The sequence below is a fragment of the Marisediminitalea aggregata genome (assembly GCF_900129565.1).
In the GTDB taxonomy this organism is placed as follows: domain Bacteria; phylum Pseudomonadota; class Gammaproteobacteria; order Enterobacterales; family Alteromonadaceae; genus Alteromonas; species Alteromonas aggregata.
On sequence record NZ_FQWD01000002.1, the window covers coordinates 846023 to 862040 of the forward strand.

General features: G+C 49.1%; 18 protein-coding genes. 10 read left to right on the top strand and 8 right to left on the bottom strand.

Translation table 11 applies throughout. From position 1 onward, the window contains the following. The first annotated feature begins 80 nt into the window (after positions 1-80). The 3 genes from pip (at position 81) to BUB81_RS07860 (ending at position 2467) form a co-directional block, all read left to right on the top strand. A complete protein-coding gene (pip, locus tag BUB81_RS07850; protein ID WP_245819135.1) occupies positions 81-1034 on the top strand; it encodes a prolyl aminopeptidase in 954 nt (317 codons plus the stop codon). Next, positions 1031-1468 (top strand): D-aminoacyl-tRNA deacylase, encoded by a 438-nt coding sequence (gene dtd / locus BUB81_RS07855; protein WP_073320800.1) that lies wholly within the window; start codon positions 1031-1033, stop codon positions 1466-1468. The genes pip and dtd overlap by 4 nt, the downstream gene beginning before the upstream one ends. A 93-nt stretch (positions 1469-1561) precedes the next feature. Then, positions 1562-2467: a bifunctional GNAT family N-acetyltransferase/hotdog fold thioesterase gene (locus BUB81_RS07860; RefSeq protein ID WP_073320804.1), complete on the top strand. Its 906-nt coding sequence runs from the start codon at positions 1562-1564 to the stop codon at positions 2465-2467. A gap of 67 nt (positions 2468-2534) precedes the next feature. Here the strand turns inward: BUB81_RS07860 and rpoH are convergent, their stop codons facing one another. Then, positions 2535-3389 carry an RNA polymerase sigma factor RpoH gene (rpoH, locus tag BUB81_RS07865; protein ID WP_073320807.1) on the bottom strand — a complete coding sequence of 285 codons (855 nt, stop codon included), beginning with the start codon at positions 3387-3389 and terminating at the stop codon, positions 2535-2537. A gap of 266 nt (positions 3390-3655) precedes the next feature. Here rpoH and BUB81_RS07870 point away from each other — a divergent pair, with 266 nt between their 5' ends. After that, positions 3656-4879: an EAL and HDOD domain-containing protein gene (locus BUB81_RS07870; protein WP_073320810.1), complete on the top strand. Its 1224-nt coding sequence runs from the start codon at positions 3656-3658 to the stop codon at positions 4877-4879. 135 nt (positions 4880-5014) lie between these two features. Then, on the top strand, positions 5015-6256 hold the full coding sequence (locus BUB81_RS07875; RefSeq protein ID WP_073320813.1) for an EAL and HDOD domain-containing protein: 1242 nt from the start codon (positions 5015-5017) through the stop codon (positions 6254-6256). A gap of 130 nt (positions 6257-6386) precedes the next feature. Here the strand turns inward: BUB81_RS07875 and BUB81_RS07880 are convergent, their stop codons facing one another. The 4 genes from BUB81_RS07880 to ftsY are packed head-to-tail and all read right to left on the bottom strand — an operon-like array spanning position 6387 to position 9969. Further along, a complete protein-coding gene (locus BUB81_RS07880; RefSeq protein ID WP_073320816.1) occupies positions 6387-6998 on the bottom strand; it encodes an acyl carrier protein phosphodiesterase in 612 nt (203 codons plus the stop codon). Positions 6999-7037: 39 nt separating this feature from the next. Beyond that, positions 7038-8018: a permease-like cell division protein FtsX gene (gene ftsX / locus BUB81_RS07885; RefSeq protein WP_073320819.1), complete on the bottom strand. Its 981-nt coding sequence runs from the start codon at positions 8016-8018 to the stop codon at positions 7038-7040. Then, positions 8015-8698 carry a cell division ATP-binding protein FtsE gene (gene ftsE / locus BUB81_RS07890; protein WP_073320824.1) on the bottom strand — a complete coding sequence of 228 codons (684 nt, stop codon included), beginning with the start codon at positions 8696-8698 and terminating at the stop codon, positions 8015-8017. The genes ftsX and ftsE overlap by 4 nt, the downstream gene beginning before the upstream one ends. A gap of 44 nt (positions 8699-8742) precedes the next feature. Then, a complete protein-coding gene (ftsY, locus tag BUB81_RS07895) occupies positions 8743-9969 on the bottom strand; it encodes a signal recognition particle-docking protein FtsY (protein WP_073320827.1) in 1227 nt (408 codons plus the stop codon). Positions 9970-10062: 93 nt separating this feature from the next. Here ftsY and rsmD point away from each other — a divergent pair, with 93 nt between their 5' ends. Next, entirely contained in the window at positions 10063-10647 is a 585-nt protein-coding gene (gene rsmD / locus BUB81_RS07900; RefSeq protein ID WP_073320830.1) for a 16S rRNA (guanine(966)-N(2))-methyltransferase RsmD, read from the top strand. 26 nt (positions 10648-10673) lie between these two features. Here rsmD and BUB81_RS07905 read toward each other — a convergent pair whose 3' ends face one another. Then, positions 10674-11255, bottom strand: coding sequence for a YjaG family protein (locus BUB81_RS07905; protein ID WP_073320833.1), 582 nt, complete (start codon positions 11253-11255; stop codon positions 10674-10676). A gap of 12 nt (positions 11256-11267) precedes the next feature. Further along, the gene (locus BUB81_RS07910) at positions 11268-11864 is read right to left on the bottom strand and encodes a YhgN family NAAT transporter (protein ID WP_073320836.1); all 597 of its coding nucleotides are present in this window, start codon (positions 11862-11864) and stop codon (positions 11268-11270) included. 175 nt (positions 11865-12039) lie between these two features. On the opposite strand from BUB81_RS07910, the gene BUB81_RS07915 reads away from it, so the two are divergent. Beyond that, the gene (locus tag BUB81_RS07915; RefSeq protein ID WP_073320839.1) at positions 12040-12222 is read left to right on the top strand and encodes a helix-turn-helix domain-containing protein; all 183 of its coding nucleotides are present in this window, start codon (positions 12040-12042) and stop codon (positions 12220-12222) included. A gap of 68 nt (positions 12223-12290) precedes the next feature. Here the strand turns inward: BUB81_RS07915 and pepB are convergent, their stop codons facing one another. Next, positions 12291-13577 (bottom strand): aminopeptidase PepB, encoded by a 1287-nt coding sequence (gene pepB, locus BUB81_RS07920; RefSeq protein WP_073320842.1) that lies wholly within the window; start codon positions 13575-13577, stop codon positions 12291-12293. A 33-nt stretch (positions 13578-13610) separates the two neighbouring features. On the opposite strand from pepB, the gene sfsA reads away from it, so the two are divergent. The 3 genes from sfsA (at position 13611) to gluQRS (ending at position 15989) form a co-directional block, all read left to right on the top strand. Then, a complete protein-coding gene (gene sfsA / locus BUB81_RS07925) occupies positions 13611-14315 on the top strand; it encodes a DNA/RNA nuclease SfsA (RefSeq protein WP_073320845.1) in 705 nt (234 codons plus the stop codon). Between the two features lie 213 nt (positions 14316-14528). Continuing rightward, the gene (gene dksA, locus BUB81_RS07930; RefSeq protein WP_073320848.1) at positions 14529-14978 is read left to right on the top strand and encodes an RNA polymerase-binding protein DksA; all 450 of its coding nucleotides are present in this window, start codon (positions 14529-14531) and stop codon (positions 14976-14978) included. A gap of 72 nt (positions 14979-15050) precedes the next feature. After that, positions 15051-15989, top strand: a complete 939-nt coding sequence (gene gluQRS, locus BUB81_RS07935; protein WP_073320851.1) for a tRNA glutamyl-Q(34) synthetase GluQRS — start codon at positions 15051-15053, stop codon at positions 15987-15989. Positions 15990-16018: the final 29 nt, after the last annotated feature.

Here is a 16018-nt window from a genome sequence, read left to right on the forward strand (position 1 = left end):
ATACAATTTACACTGTAAACTAAATCAATTAGGGTTAAGTTACAACGATTTCGAATTTTGATTTGTAAGAGAAAATATCAGTGACCACCGTTCGCTATCATCAGGGCCATTTAGACGTTGGCGACAACCACCATATGTATTACGAGTGTTCCGGCAACCCACAGGGCATTCCTGTGCTCATGCTGCATGGCGGTCCAGGCGCTGGATTGTCACCAGATTACACTGACTTTTTCCCTTTGGATGCCTTCCATGTTATCGGCTTTGAGCAGCGAGGGTGTGGTCGTTCGACGCCGCATTTATCGCTCACCAACAATACCACCCAACATTTGTTAGCCGACATTCGACGGTTAAGAGAACACCTGGGCATAAACAAATGGTTGCTGTTTGGCGGCAGTTGGGGCAGTACACTCGCTTTACTGGCCGCGCTGGAAGAACCCGACACTATTAGTGGTTTGATTCTGAGAGGTATCTTCCTTGCCCGCCAACAGGACTTTGACTGGTTCTTAACCCCACAGGGCGGCGCCGCTCAAGTCTACCCGGATTTGTACCCGACTTACATCGAGGGCTGCCCTGAAGCGACGTCGGTAGAAGATATCCTGCAATATTACCGCAGCCAGTTTGCCGACCTTACGTCGGAGCAGGCTCAGCTCGCCGCAATTAAATGGTATAACTGGGAAGAGAGTATCGCACGGGTATATCCCGGCCCCGGTTACCCAACAACGCTACCCGCCCACCCTACCGTGATGTCGCTGGCAGTGCTGGAATGGCATTACATTGCGCAGCAGTGCTTTATTCCTGAAAACGACATTCTGAATCGCGCCGGGGCGCTTGCGCATTTGCCGGGCATCATTATCCATGGGCGATGTGATACAATCTGCAAGCCGGAAAATGCAACCGCATTGCATGAGCGCTGGCCGCTGAGCCAGTTACATCTTATTGACGGTGCCGGGCACAGTAGCTCGGAGCCGGCCATAAAGCAGGCGTTAAAAAACGCAGTTCAACATTTCAGGACACTATCACAAAACACGTTATGATTGGATTAATTCAGCGCGTATCGGAGGCCAGTGTCACGGTAGACGCTACCACAATTGGCCGCATCGAACAGGGCATGTTGTTGCTGTTAGGCGTCGAAAAAGAAGACGGCCAGGCGCAAATCGACAAACTGGTAAAGAAAGTCAGTCAGTACCGTATGTTCAGTGATGAACAAGGGAAAATGAATCTGAATATTCAGCAAGCTGGCGGTTCTGTTCTGGTGGTTTCGCAATTTACCCTGGTGGCTGACACTCAAAAAGGAAACCGACCGGGCTTCTCCCGCGGCGCGTCACCGGAGGTTGGTAAAGCCTTGTACCTCCAATTTATTGAAGCCCTGAAGGCAACCGGGATACCAGTACAAACTGGCGAGTTCGGCGCCGATATGAAGGTCCATTTAGTTAACGATGGGCCTGTCACCTTTCACTTTCAGGTATAGCCAAATCCATTCTATTCGTCTTATGTCGCTTGCTGTTAGTGAAGGCATAGGATTTAATGTGTAACCCTGTGAGCAATACGAGACAACTTACTTGTGTTTAAAATCGTAACACCACAAAGCGACGAAGAGTTAGCCGCGTATTATCATTTTCGATGGCAATATCTGCGTCAACCCTGGAACTTTCCGCCTGGTTCGGAAAAAGACGAGTACGAGCAGGTCAGTGAGCACCGCGTAGTTGTCAACAACAATGGGGATATCGTGGCTTGCGGTCGTGTTCACCTCAACACCGCGGAAGAGGCGCAAATACGCCACATCGCTGTCCACGGTGATTATCAGCGTCGAGGTCTAGGCCAACTTATTCTTAATGCACTGGAGGCCGTAGCCAGGGAGCTGGGCGCCATTCGTGCAGTCACCAACAGTCGCGAGATATCCATCGACTTCTTCAAGGCCTGTGGGTTTAAAATTGAACGTGAAGCCCCGAACGAGCTCGGCTTACTCAAGCGTCAGCAAATGGTCAAAAAGCTCGACGATTTCTCTTTACTGGTATTGCACCCTGATTGGTGTCAGGAATTGCAAAACACCTGGTCAGAAACCATCCCGATTACCGAACACATGGGCATTAAACTGCATCAGTATACCGGTAAAACCCTGGAAACCCGCGCCTCTCTGAATAAAAACATCAATATCCACGGCACTATGTTTGCAGGCAGTATTTTTTCGCTGGCCACCCTGACTGGCTGGGGAATGATATTCTTACAGTTAAAAGAGCGCGGACTGAACGGCGATATTGTGTTGGGAGACGGCAATATCCATTACCATAAGCCCATTACCATGAAGCCTCGTGCCGTGTGTAACCTGGAACGATTGAAGGGCAAATTTACCCTGCTGGAAAAAGGCAAAAAGTGCAAGCTGGAGTTGGAAGTGGAAGTACTCGACGATACAACACCAGTGGCCGAGTTTCACGGTATCTACTGGGTGCTCCCCCCAACAGAAAAGTAGACACGCTGATTCAGAAACAAAAAAACGCCTCGAATGAGGCGTTTTTTAATGCTTGTTTGAAAACAGCTTAGGCGGCCATGGCAGCCTGGAGCTTTTTCATCGCGTTCTTTTCAATTTGACGAACGCGCTCTGCGGATACCTGATACTTGTCAGCCAGGTCCTGTAGCGTTGTTTTGTCGTCAGCTAGCCAACGGGTTTCAATGATGTGTTGGCTACGCTCATCCAACGTTTTGATCGCTGAGTATAAACGTTTTGTTGCGTTAGCGTCCCAATCGTCACTGATTACCGTGGTTTCAACGTCAGCTGACTTGTCTTCCAGGTACTGTACCGGTGCAAAACTGCCGCTTTCATCGTCATCGGCTGACAAATCAAATGCCTGGTCCTGCGAACTCATGCGCGCTTCCATCTGGAGCACTTCTTTGGTGCTAACACCCAGCTCGTCTGCTACCGTTTTCACTTCTTCGTGAGTAAACCAGCCCAAACGCTTCTTGGCTTTACGCAGATTGAAGAACAATTTGCGCTGTGCCTTTGTGGTAGCCACTTTCACAATGCGCCAGTTCTTCAGTACGAACTCGTGGATTTCCGCTTTTATCCAGTGTACCGCAAAGGACACCAAGCGAACGCCTACAGAAGGGTCGAACCGCTTAACTGCCTTCATTAATCCGATGTTACCTTCTTGAATCAGGTCAGCCTGAGGAAGGCCATAACCGGAATATGACTTGGCAATATGCACAACAAAACGTAAGTGAGACATAACGAGCTTACGTGCCGCGTCGATATCTTCGTCTTCACGCAAGCGCAGCGCCAGTGCACGCTCTTCTTCAGCAGACAGCATGTCGATTGAACTTACGGCCTGAATGTAGCCTTCAATGCTACCGCTGTGAGGAACGGACAACGCCATTGTTTGCAAATTATTGCTCATATTCACCTCAAAAAATCCTTAGCACACCAATATAACAAAAAAGTTAACTATGTGCGACGCCAAGACGATAACTCACCGACTTCGCAAACCCTGAATATAGGGTCATTAAATATATTATTCAAGACCGTCTTTATGAAAAAAAGTTCCCAAATGTGTCGAGAATTGAATAGCAATTCATCTTGATATAGGTATATTACAAAAAGTGAATAACAAACGATCAACAATAACAAGTTGTTTGCGCTTAACTGCTGTATTTCGAGGTTTGAATGTTTGCGTATGTAGCAAGGCAACCCATCGTCGACACCAATAAACAGCTCTACGCTTATGAACTTCTGTTCAGAGACGGCGAACGTAACTGTTTCCCCAATATATCGCCCGACGAAGCCACCTCCCGCATTTTAACCGAAAGCCACCTTAACGTTGGTATCGATGAAGTAACCGGCGGCGCAATTGCGTTCATCAACTTTCATACCGATACCCTGCTGTTTCGCTTTCCAACCAGCCTAACCCCTGCTGACGTCGTTATCGAAATTACCGAAACGGTAACGGTTAGCGACCAATTAGTCGCCACCTGCAAACAATTTGCAGAACAAGGTTATGCGCTGGCTCTCGACGACTATGATATCGACGAGAAATGGCTACCGTTACTGCCTTATATCAGTATAGTGAAGTTTGACGTTACGACCGTCACCGACGACCAAATCCGCACCTCAGTACCACTGCTGAAAGAAAACGGTATTAAGCTGGTTGCCGAGCGCATAGAAACGGCACAGCAATTTGAGTATTACCGAGGTTTAGGCTTTGATTACTTTCAGGGATACTTCTTTTCCAAGCCGCAAATACTCAAACACCGTCGCTTAAGCTCCAGTGAACTGAGCATGCTGGAGTTGCTAAAAGAGAGTACTAAACCTGAACTCGATATAGAGCTCATAAACCAGATACTCGAACGCGACGTGTCGTTGTCTTATTTACTGCTTCGTTTTATTAATAATCCGACGGTCAACAAGCGCAACGAAATAACCTCACTCAAACACGCGATGACCTTCATGGGTCAGGAGGAAGTGCGTAAATTTATTGCATTGCTTGCACTAGCAAATATGTCGGGTGACAATCCCACTGAGCTTCTTACCATGAGCCTGGTTCGCGCCAAGTTTTGCGAGTCTATCCTGATTGCGCTCAAACAACGTGACGAAAGTAACGCCGGCTTTCTGACAGGCCTCTTGTCTTTGATTGACACGCTCATGCAGCAGGAAATGCGAACCTTAGTGGAGAAACTGCCTTTGCCAACCGATGCAAAAGCGGCGCTGTGCGGTTCCAGCAATACCCTTAAAGATTGCCTTTACCTTGTGAAAGCCTTCGAGCAGGGACAGTGGCCGGCCGTTAAAACACTGGGCACCCGTCTAAAGCTCAAACAGGTAGACTTACACCGGTATTATACAGAAGCGCTGCAATGGGCAACAAGCATGTGCGAAAGTACTCCCAATCAGTGATCGTAGCCTGCCAGAGCCGCGTATTTATATGCATTAAGTCTTAACAAAAGATGGACCAAACTTTAACCATCGGGTAAAGTTTACGGTAGGTCGCTTTGCGCAGACCCTGATGTACGATAAGGATAATGCTAATTAATGTTTGCTTTTATAGCTCGCCAACCCATTTTAGATCGGGAAAAGGATGTCTTCGGTTACGAATTGCTTTTTCGTGACGGCAAGTCTGGCGCTTACCCATCTCACGATGCCGATAAAGCGCGTTATATTGCAGAGCATTTTCATACGTTAGGTTTGGACGATATTTGCGGAGAAAAAACCTCCTTTATCAATTTCCAAAGCGAAACGCTGATTTCAGGACTGCCTACCGCGTTAAACCCGGAAACCGTGGTTATTGAGCTGTCTGATTATCCTATGCAGCAAACCGCACTGGTTGATGCCTGCAAACACGTTAAGCAACTCGGATTTAAACTGGCAATCGATGACCCGGGCATGATCAGTGGCCAGCATTCCATTTTTCCGCTTATCGATATTCTGAAAGTCGACGTTACCAAAGCCAATTACAACATTATCGAGAAAAACATCCCTCGGTTCCTGGCTTCGCATATTCAACTGGTGGCAGAGAACGTAGATAACCATGACGATTTCGTGGTGTGTCGGGATTTAGGTTTCGATTTCTTCCAAGGCTACTTTTTTGCGACCCCTGAGAAGAAGGTGCAGCGTCAGTTACCTGCGTCGAAAATGAACCTGGTGGACTTAATGGGCGAGAGTGCGAGTTCACAGTTCAACCTGGATCGCATCAACCAAATCGTAGAACGCGATGCCGCTTTGTCATTTTTACTGCTGAAGTTCATTAACAACCCAACCGTTAATAAACGTTACAAGATCACCTCACTTCGTCACGCTTTAAATTACATGGGCGAAGTCGAAATTAAGAAGTTTATTGCCCTGCTGTCACTGGCGAATCTGGGTGACGACAAGCCTCTGGAGCTACTTCACATGTCGCTGGTGCGCGCGAAGTTTTATGACTTGCTGGCACAAGAGCGCGGACTCAACTCGGATCCCCCCATTGGTTTTCTGATTGGGCTGTTTTCACTGCTGGATGCCTTGTTAGATCAGGAAATGCCTGACGTATTACGCCAGTTACCGTTAACCGATGAAGTGAACGATGCGTTGTTAGGTAAGTCAGCTGAGTTTAACCATTACAGCAAACTGGTTCGCGCCTTTGAGAGCGCGCTGTGGATGAACGTTATTCGTGAGTCACGTGAACTGAATATAGACCAGAAGTACTTACATAGTCTGTATAACCAGGCCATTGTGTGGGGCAACGGCATCCGTCAGACTATTTCGAACTATTTCCCCAAGAAAGTCGTTACTAAATAGTCCCTGTTTCGAGTTCACTGAGCAGCGTCCTTGGGCGTTTTATGTGAATCGGAGCGCCTACATCGTCTCTGTGTGTTAACATCGACCTGAATCGCGTACTTCCCGGTCATCCCTGAATCGCGCAGCGATATCAGGGACCTAAAACCTCAACGGCAACGCCAGGTTCAGGGCCATTGTGCTGAATATACTGCAACAGATCGGGAAACAGGCTAAGAAACGCCGACTCGAAGGTGTCATAATGGCGTTCTACTTCCTCAATACTGCCATGAAAATGGTGTTTGAATCGGATACGACTTGCAGTGCGCTCCAGCACTACATTTAGCTGTGCCATATCATCGTAACTATCCAGCCAACGGTCTGTCACCATACTGCTAACCATTCGCTGCATGGTAGCGGGCATGTCAGGCAGATTAGCCGACAGATTTGAATAGGCATGCTCAGTAAACTGCGACACGGGTGTGGCCAAAAAACGCTGCCAGTGCACCAACAGGAAGTGGTCAAAGCAAATATCCAGCAAGATACCGGCAAAGCGCCTGCGCTGTGTGCTGACCTGTTGCTTCGCAGCAATGACTGCAGGGTGGCTATCCGTAAACTTATCGACCAGCAGGTGATTAGTCACCCCTGCCTGTACAGATTCAGAAAAGGCCGTCACTTTTACGCCACGGCGAAAATCGCCTAACAGATTGCCAAAATACGAGTCGGCATGCGGTTGCGACAAAACCAAGTGAGCCAGATAGTTCACCTGGCTGCCCCTGCACGCAGGGCGGGCACAACCACAAGGTTATTTTGGTTCAATTTCTCGCACATGTCGTTGTACAGATATCAGTGAACCGACCAAGCCCAGCAACACAGACAACCCCAGCATGGTAAACAACGCCGTCCCGGTCAGCCCCGTGATTCGGAAGCTTTTGTCGTATAGCGCAGCAAATGCCTGAATACTGCTGTCCATCCACCACAAAATCAGGATAACGGCCATCCAGGCAATGACCCCACCGAGCAGACCGTACCAAAACCCCGTGTACAGAAACGGGCGGTGAATAAAGCTGTCAGTCGCACCAACCAGCTTCATTACCAGAATTTCATCGCGTTTATTTAAAATGTTCAGCCGGATGGTATTGCCAACTATGAGAATGACGGCAATAAACAGCAGCACACCGATAATCGTAACCAGTTCCGTGGCAATATTCAGGAACCGATACAGGCGCTCCAGCCATTCTATATCCAGCTTGCCAATATCCACTTCGCGCTGCTGTTGTAACTTTTCCAGTAACAATCGCGCCGAGGTAGGGGCGACATGTTTTTCATTCGGCGTGACCAGAACCACATCTGGTAATGGGTTTGACTCCAGATACTTAACTGCATCGCCCAGGCCAGACAGTTGCTGAAACTCAGCTAATGCATCGTCGGCGGGAATATACACCACGCGGTCAATTTCAGACCAGGTCTGCAGCCGCGTAAGCAGTTGCTGAGCACTGCCCGCGGAAGTGCCGGGCTTCAGAAACAAAGAAATCTCGGCAGCCTGTTCCCAGCCAGCACTGATTTTTTCGGTATTTTTAACCAGGATATACAACGTACTCGGTAACGTAATACTTAACCCCAATACGCCAATGGTCATTAGTGAGGCCGCCGGCTGACGCCACAACTCACCTAAGCTCCCCAGTGCCTGTCTGACATGATTAACGAAGAACATGACTATACGTTGCAGGATATTGATCTTACGCTCGCTAGCGCCCTGGCTACGGCCTTTAAACAAGATACTCATAGCAAGTCCTCATCTTCGGTTAGGCCGTCGGTTATCATTTTGCCGTTTTTCAAGGTGAGCGTGCGATACTTCATTCGGGCGATAAGCCCCAGATCATGGGTGGCGATGAGCACAGATACACCGGCCTGATTGAAATCTTCGAACAACCGCACAATTTCCATCGACAGCTTGGGATCCAGGTTTCCGGTAGGCTCATCAGCCAGTAACAGCGGCGGCTTGTTTACCACTGCCCGGGCAATACCAACACGCTGTTGCTCACCACCAGACAGAGTAATGGGCAAATTACGCGCTTTGCTGCGAAGCCCCACCATTTCAAGCGCGGCATCGACACGCTTGCTGATTTCTTTGTGGGAGTAGCCTTCAATCACCAGTGGCAGGGCGACATTGTCGAATACGGTTTTTTCCATCAACAACTGGTGGCTCTGGAAAATCATCCCGATATCCCGTCGGATGTAGGCGATTTGACGGCGTTTGATCACGTTCAGGTCATGGCCATTGATGAGCACTCGCCCCACGGTGGGACGCTCCATAATGCTAATCAGTTTGAGCAGCGTACTTTTACCGGCACCAGAATGACCGGTTAAGAAAGCCATTTCGCCCTGTGCTATGTGAAAATCCACTTTTGACAAGGCCCGTTGTCCACCGGGATACGTCTTGCTTACCTGCTCAAATCTGATCATCGTTGATCCTGACTGCTGATTATTGTTGTTATTGTGCCTCGCGCTTATTCGCCTTTTTCTGCCTCGGCAAATAACGCCTCGATGAATTCATCGCCATTGAAACTGCGCAAATCGTCAATGCCTTCACCTACCCCAATGTAACGAATAGGAATACCAAACTGATCGGCGATAGCAAAAATGACACCGCCTTTGGCGGTCCCATCCAACTTGGTTAAGGTAATGCCGCTAAGCCCAACTGCCTGATTAAACAGTTTGGCCTGACTGACAGCATTCTGACCGGTACCGGCATCCAGTGTCAGCATAACTTCATGGGGCGCAGACGGGTTAATTTTCTTCATTACCCGTACTACTTTTTTCAATTCTTCCATTAAGTTATCTTTGTTTTGCAGGCGTCCGGCAGTATCGGCAATTAATATATCAATACCGCGAGCCTTCGCCGATTGCAAGGCATCAAATAGCACAGACGCGCTGTCTGACCCAGTTGGCTGTGCAATCACCGGGATATTGTTGCGCTCTCCCCAGACCTGGAGCTGTTCTACTGCAGCGGCACGGAAGGTATCACCGGCAGCCAGCATAACTTTCTTTCCATCCTGCTGAAACTGCTTGGCCAGTTTACCAATCGTGGTTGTTTTACCTACGCCGTTAACGCCAACCATTAAAATAACAAAAGGCCCTTCGCTATTGTCGTGCTGTGCAATCACTTCCGGGAGGGGTTTGTCGACATTCTGTAGCATTTGCTTTAGCTGCCCTTTCAGCAGCTCATAAAGCGCATCACCGTCTTTTAACTGAGACAATTTCGCTTGCTCGGTCAGTTGCTTGATGATTTTACCTGTTGTGTCCATGCCCACATCGGCCACCAGCAACTGGGTTTCCAATTCCTCGTACAGGTCTTCGTCGATGGTTTTACCTTTAAACAGGCTGACGATGCCGCTACCCAGATTAGCCTTGGTTCGGGACAGGCTGGCTTTCAGGCGTCCAAAGAACGACTTTTTCTCTTCTACCGGCTTTTCGGAAGCTGGTACTGGAGTTGCTACAGGCTCAGTCACTGCTGCAGGCGCCTGAGTAGGTTCTTCAACAAGCTCAACGTCAGGCACATCGTTGTTTTCTGCAACTTCGGGTTCCGCGGCTAACTCAACAACCGCAGGCTCCACCGGCGCGTCAGCGTCTGGTGTGATATCGGCAGGTACGTCTGCAGGCTCGGTTGCTGGCACGTCGTTCTGTGGTTTTTCTTCGGGCTTTTTCTTGTTCAACCAGCCAAAAAGTTTAGACATAGTTTTGACAAATCCTTACTGAGAATCCGCTTTGTGCGGTAAACTGGATACAAATAGAATCAATATCGGCGAATAATAGCATTCTCTGGCACAATGAATCGAGTAGCAAAAAAATCTCAACGCCAATCGGGGCGTAGCGGCAGTGTAAGAATAATCAGCGGACAATGGCGAGGACGGCGTTTACCCGTGCTCGACGCAGAGGGCTTGAGGCCGAGCACCGACCGTACCCGCGAGACTCTGTTTAACTGGTTAATGGCCGATGTCCAGGACGCAAAAGTGCTGGATGTGTTCGCCGGTTCAGGGGTGTTGGGGTTGGAATCCTTATCGCGCTATGCCAGTGACGCCACGTTTATTGAAAAAAACAGCCAGGCAGTGGCCCAGCTAAAGAAAAACCTAACCCTGTTGAAAGCCCAGGCAGCCGTTCATCAGGGCGATGCACTGCAGGTTTTAGCGGGACTTTCACAGCCCTATGACCTTATTTTCATCGACCCGCCGTTTCAGCACGACCTGGTTAACCCGACACTGAATGCGCTGCAACAACACGGGTTAATTGCTGAGCATGCCAAAATCTATGTCGAGCAGGAAGCCAATGCGCCGCAGTTGGTTTTACCTGAAGGATTAAGCGTGCTGAAACAAAAACACACCGGTCAGCTGAGCTATTATCTACTCACCGCCTGACCCCAGCCTGTGCGTGCCACAGTGCGTTAATCCCGAGCGATACCGATATTGCTAATCCCTTCACTGGCAGCAATGTCTTTTAGCAATTTAAGCTTTTCCAACCAGGGTTTGTCGCTTTGCACGGTATCGAGCAGCTCTTGCTGAATCGCTATCTCAAACTCCATCAAGGGGTGTGATTTTACTGTCTCGTCGGTGGCTTCGTCTGTAGCCAGCAAGTAAGCTTCTACACTGCCCTGTGACAGCTTACTCACCACAACCGCGCCTTGCGGATCATCTTTGAGTATCAGGTTGATGGTTGCCGACATCGCAATAGCAGCATCAATCGCCGGGTACACGCCATAGGTATCAAAATCACTGGTATCTGGCGTGGCTTCTTCCACTTTTTCCAATTGAGTTGCAAAGTTTACTTTGCTTTTGGGATTGCCCAGCACTTCCCACATCAGACTCAGACAATGTGTCAGCACCGACGGATCACCATACTCAGTGACTTCACAAAACAACTGATAATTTGGCACCATTCTATCCAGCAACGCAACGCTAAATGCAATAGCATTGCGCCCCTCTAACGCGCGCACCTGTGCAAAGGTGGACAGTTTCTTTTTCAAAATACGTCTCCTGGGCTAGCTTACATGTGAAAAGTAAGTACCCACTCCGTTTAAAAACATTTGTATTGCAATCATCACCAGAATCATGCCCATCAGGCGCTCCATCGCGGCCAGCCCTCGCTCGCCCAATATCCGATGAAATACGCCGGAGAAAAGTAAAATAGCAGCACTGACAATCCAGGCAGCACCCAACGCCAACGCCCAATCCCCCATTCGGTCAGGGCTTTGGTTTGATAACAAGATAAGTGCAGCCAATGTGGAAGGACCGGCAATCAACGGGATTGCCAGCGGCACAATGTAAGGCTCTTCTCCCGCCGCCAGACCTATCGGGCTGGCGCCTTTTACCGGAAAAATCATCTTCAGCGCTATCAAAAACAAAATAATCCCACCGGCAATACTTACCGTTTCCTGCTTCACATTTAAGAAATCCAGCACGGCTTGACCGCTGAACAGAAAGACATACAGGATGACCAGCGCAAACAGCAGTTCCCGGACCAGAATGAACCGGCGTCGTTTGGGCTCGATCATTTTTAACACCGACATAAAAATCGGCAGGTTGCCCAGTGGGTCCATAATCAAAAACAGCATCACCGCTGCAGACCAGGTATCCATTTATATCCTCTTTATGGAAAACTCTTCGTAATCAACCGGTAGTGATTGCGCTAAATATAGCAATGCGCTTATAAGATTGCCTTTGTTTTGTAACGCATTAATGATTAACTTTTTATTCACAAATGTACATTTATGCGCTTTACTTTACCTACCCTAATCGAGACAGGTAACAAAAATGAGTTTAATGACAGTCCAGGAAGTAGCGGACTTCCTAAATGTGCAAGAAATTCGCGTTGAACGCTTACAGCGCGAGAGTTTACTGGTTGCCAAAGACAAAGACCAGAACGGGAATCCTCTGTTCGACCGCAGTGACGTCGAAAAATATAAAACACTGGCAGAGCGATTGGGCGGCATTTAACCTCCCCATCGCCATGCATTCTTATTCTTTGCACCAGTTTGATACAAGGCGAACCGGTGCTGTCTTTGTCAGCCTTCGGCGCGTAGAAATGCCGCCAGAGTTTTAATTCCGGCCCCGGTACCGCCAGCAGGCATTTCCGCATTTGCACTTCCATGATATGCCGCCGCCAGATCCAGATGCAACCAACCCTGTTCATTGCCAGTCACAAAGCGCGATAAAAACCCAGCAGCATTCGATGCACCACCAGCGCCCCCGCCTTTTTGTGCCCGTGAATTTGCAGTATCGGCAAATGACGAAGGACAACGATCCTGATGCCAAGGTTCTAAAGGTAACGGCCAGAAGCGCTCTTGCTCGGACTCCGCTACTTTTAAGAGTGATTGAGACAAAGAAGGATTAAGACTGAATACTGCGTGGTAATCATAACCCAGCGCAACCGTCGCCGCGCCAGTTAGCGTAGCGGCATCAACGATATACTTAGCCTGAGACTCGACAGCGGCAATCAAGCCATCTGCCAGCACCAGACGGCCTTCTGCGTCGGTATTCACTATTTCAACCGTGGTGCCGTTTTTATACGTCAGAATATCACCTAATTTATAGGCATGACCGCTCACCAGATTTTCCGCGCAACACAGGAACAATTTAACCCGCTTGTTGAGCCCTTGCATAATGGCCAGCCCCAACGCACCGGTCACGGTTGCAGCACCGCCCATATCGCATTTCATATCCAGCATACCTTCACTGGACTTCATGCTGTAACCGCCGCTGTCAAACGTAATGCCTTTACCTACCAATGCAGTGGATACAGGCGTATCGCTCAGGCCACCCGGGTTATAATCGAGCTGCAGGAATACCGGCTCGCGATCGCTACCTCGTCCCACATTATAAATGCCAGTCCAACCCTGAGCCTGCAACGCTTCGCCTGTAACGAGCTGATAGCTTACTGCATCGGGTGCCAGCGACTTTAACCAGTCTGCGGCTCTTTGTGCCAATGCCATTGGCGATAGGACTTCAGGCGTGTCATTAATCAGCTTGCGCGTGAACAACAATGCAGAGAATGCCTTTTCCAGCTCGGCCTTGTCACTGTTGTCGCAAAACACCACTCTACCTGGCTTAAACGGACGGGTATAGCTGCCTGCAAAGGTCCACTGTTCGTTCTTTTTCCACGTATCAACAAGGGTTACAACCGGTATGTTCATGCTGTCGAGCTGACGCGCAGCACGTCGAATGACCCGCAAACGGTCCTGATTTCCATTGATGTGAATCAGTGCCTGATTCCCGGCAAAACTCAGCACGGCTTTCTCACCCCAGCTGATATCGGCGGGTGTATCCGTGATCTTCACTTGCATGTCAGTCATAATAATCCTCATGTTTTATAACGTGATTCTTTTATGCAGTTTACTTCACCTTTGCTACGCGGCACACTGATTCGTCGATATAAACGTTTTTTTGCCGATATTTTGCTCGACTCCAGCGAAGAAATTACCGCGCACTGTCCGAATACTGGCGCCATGACAGGTTGTGCGCAGCCCGGCTTTACTGCCTATGTCAGCCCCGCTAACAACCCAAAGCGTAAACTTAAATTCACATGGGAGTTAGCCGTTACCCCGGAAAAGCAGTGGATTGGTATTAACACTCAGCACGCCAATACACTCGCTCATGAAGCGATTGAACAGCGCGTACACCCGATTTTTGAAGACCTTCAGGACATTCGTCGGGAAGTAACGTCGCCAGACGGTCAGTCGAGATTCGATTTTTGCCTTACTCAGCGAGACGGCAGCCTGCGCTACCTGGAAGTAAAATCCGTTACTTTAGCCGAAGGAAATCAGGGCTACTTCCCGGATGCAGTCACATCGCGGGGAACTAAACATGTTCAGGGGCTGGCTGAATTGGCCAGAGCCGGTACCCATACTTGCTTGCTGTTTTGTGTGCAGCACAGCGCCATTGAACAGGTCAGCGTTGCACGGCATATCGACCCGGCTTATGCGGCTGCAGTCACCGACGCGGTTGCAGCCGGCGTGCAAATCATTGCTGTAGGCTGCGAAATGAGCCAAGAAAAAATCACTATAAATCAATTACTCCCAGTTATTTTATAAAAAAAGAGTTGATTTTTAAGAAATGAACGGCATATTTGCGGCTTGCTGAAAAAAGCCTGTACCTTGAAGTACAGCAAAAGGGTGTGCGATTAATAGGAAGCGCATGCCATAATCAGTCATAGACACTTTACGTTGCCTGTACAACACGATTCTGTTATAGATATCCGTTTATTTCAGGACATTTAGGGTGTCGTAGTGTAGGAGAAGTGGCACATGCCTGCTGAGAAAGAAACCAAATCCCTTGGCCTTTTGGCACTTGCCGGGCTCACCCCGTACCAGCCAAAGGACGACGAAGAGTATATGAACGATGCTCAAATGGAGCATTTTCGTTTAATACTTAAGGCCTGGCGTAATCAGTTGCGCGAAGAAGTGGATCGCACTGTAACTCATATGAAAGATGAGGCTGCAAATTTCCCTGACCCGGTAGACCGTGCAGCTCAGGAAGAAGAATTCAGTCTTGAGTTGAGAACACGTGACCGCGAGCGCAAGCTAATCAAAAAAATCGAGAAAACCCTGAAGCGCATTGAAGAAGACGATTTTGGCTTCTGTGACTCATGCGGTATCGAGATCGGTATTCGCCGTTTAGAAGCCAGACCCACTGCAGACTTATGTATTGACTGCAAAACCATGGCTGAAATTAAAGAGAAGCAACTACAGGGGTAACCCTGGTGGTACCGGCCTGTTGTCTTTAGCAGGCTGGTTGCTTTGCCACATTAGTATTGCTTTACAATAGCGATGCAGGATTCCTTGTCCCGTTTTTCTTCCCCCTCTCACCCTAATCGGTACGTTGGCAGATTCGCCCCATCACCGACGGGTCCGTTGCACTTTGGTTCTTTAATTGCCGCCTTGGCCAGTTTCCTGGATGCCCGAGCAAACAAGGGGCGATGGCTGTTACGCATGGAAGATATTGACCAGCCGCGTTGTGTCGACGGTGCAGACACGGTCATTATTGAACAGCTGCGAGCACACGGGCTGCAATGGGACGGCGACATCTGGTATCAGTCACAGCGACTGGATGCTTACAAAAGCATCATCGACACATTGCACCAGCAAAATCGAGTGTACGGATGCGGTTGTACGCGTAAACAAATACGCCTACAAGGCGGCATATACCCCGGCACTTGCCGCCAGGCATCACGCCCGCTGCAGGATAATGCAGTGCGATTGCAGTGTGACCACATGGTTTCTGAATTCACCGATCTGATATTGGGGCCTGTGAGCGTAACCGAGCCACATGCGCTTGAAGATACGCTGTTGCAGCGCCGTGATGGCATCTACAGCTATAATCTGGTGGTCGTGGTTGACGATATTGCCCAGGGCGTAACCCATATCGTGCGAGGCAGTGATTTGCTGGATACGACTGCGGCACATCTGACCCTGTATCATTGCCTGGGAGCCTCCCCTCCCCAATATGCGCACATTCCCGTTGCGGCCACAGCAACCGGACGCAAGTTGAGTAAGCAAAACCACGCCAGAGCATTAGATTGCCAGACGCCGGAGCATAACTTACTTCGCGCACTGGACTTTTTAGGGCTATCTGCCGTTCAGGGCAGTACTGTATCGGATATATTAGACTCCGCAATTGCAAGCTGGCAGTATGGAAATGTGCCTAAAATGCAGGAAGTTATTGTCGATGAGTCAGAATCTACTTATCATACCGGCCGAGATATTTGAGGAGTAACCATCATCATTACCCGCGTTCT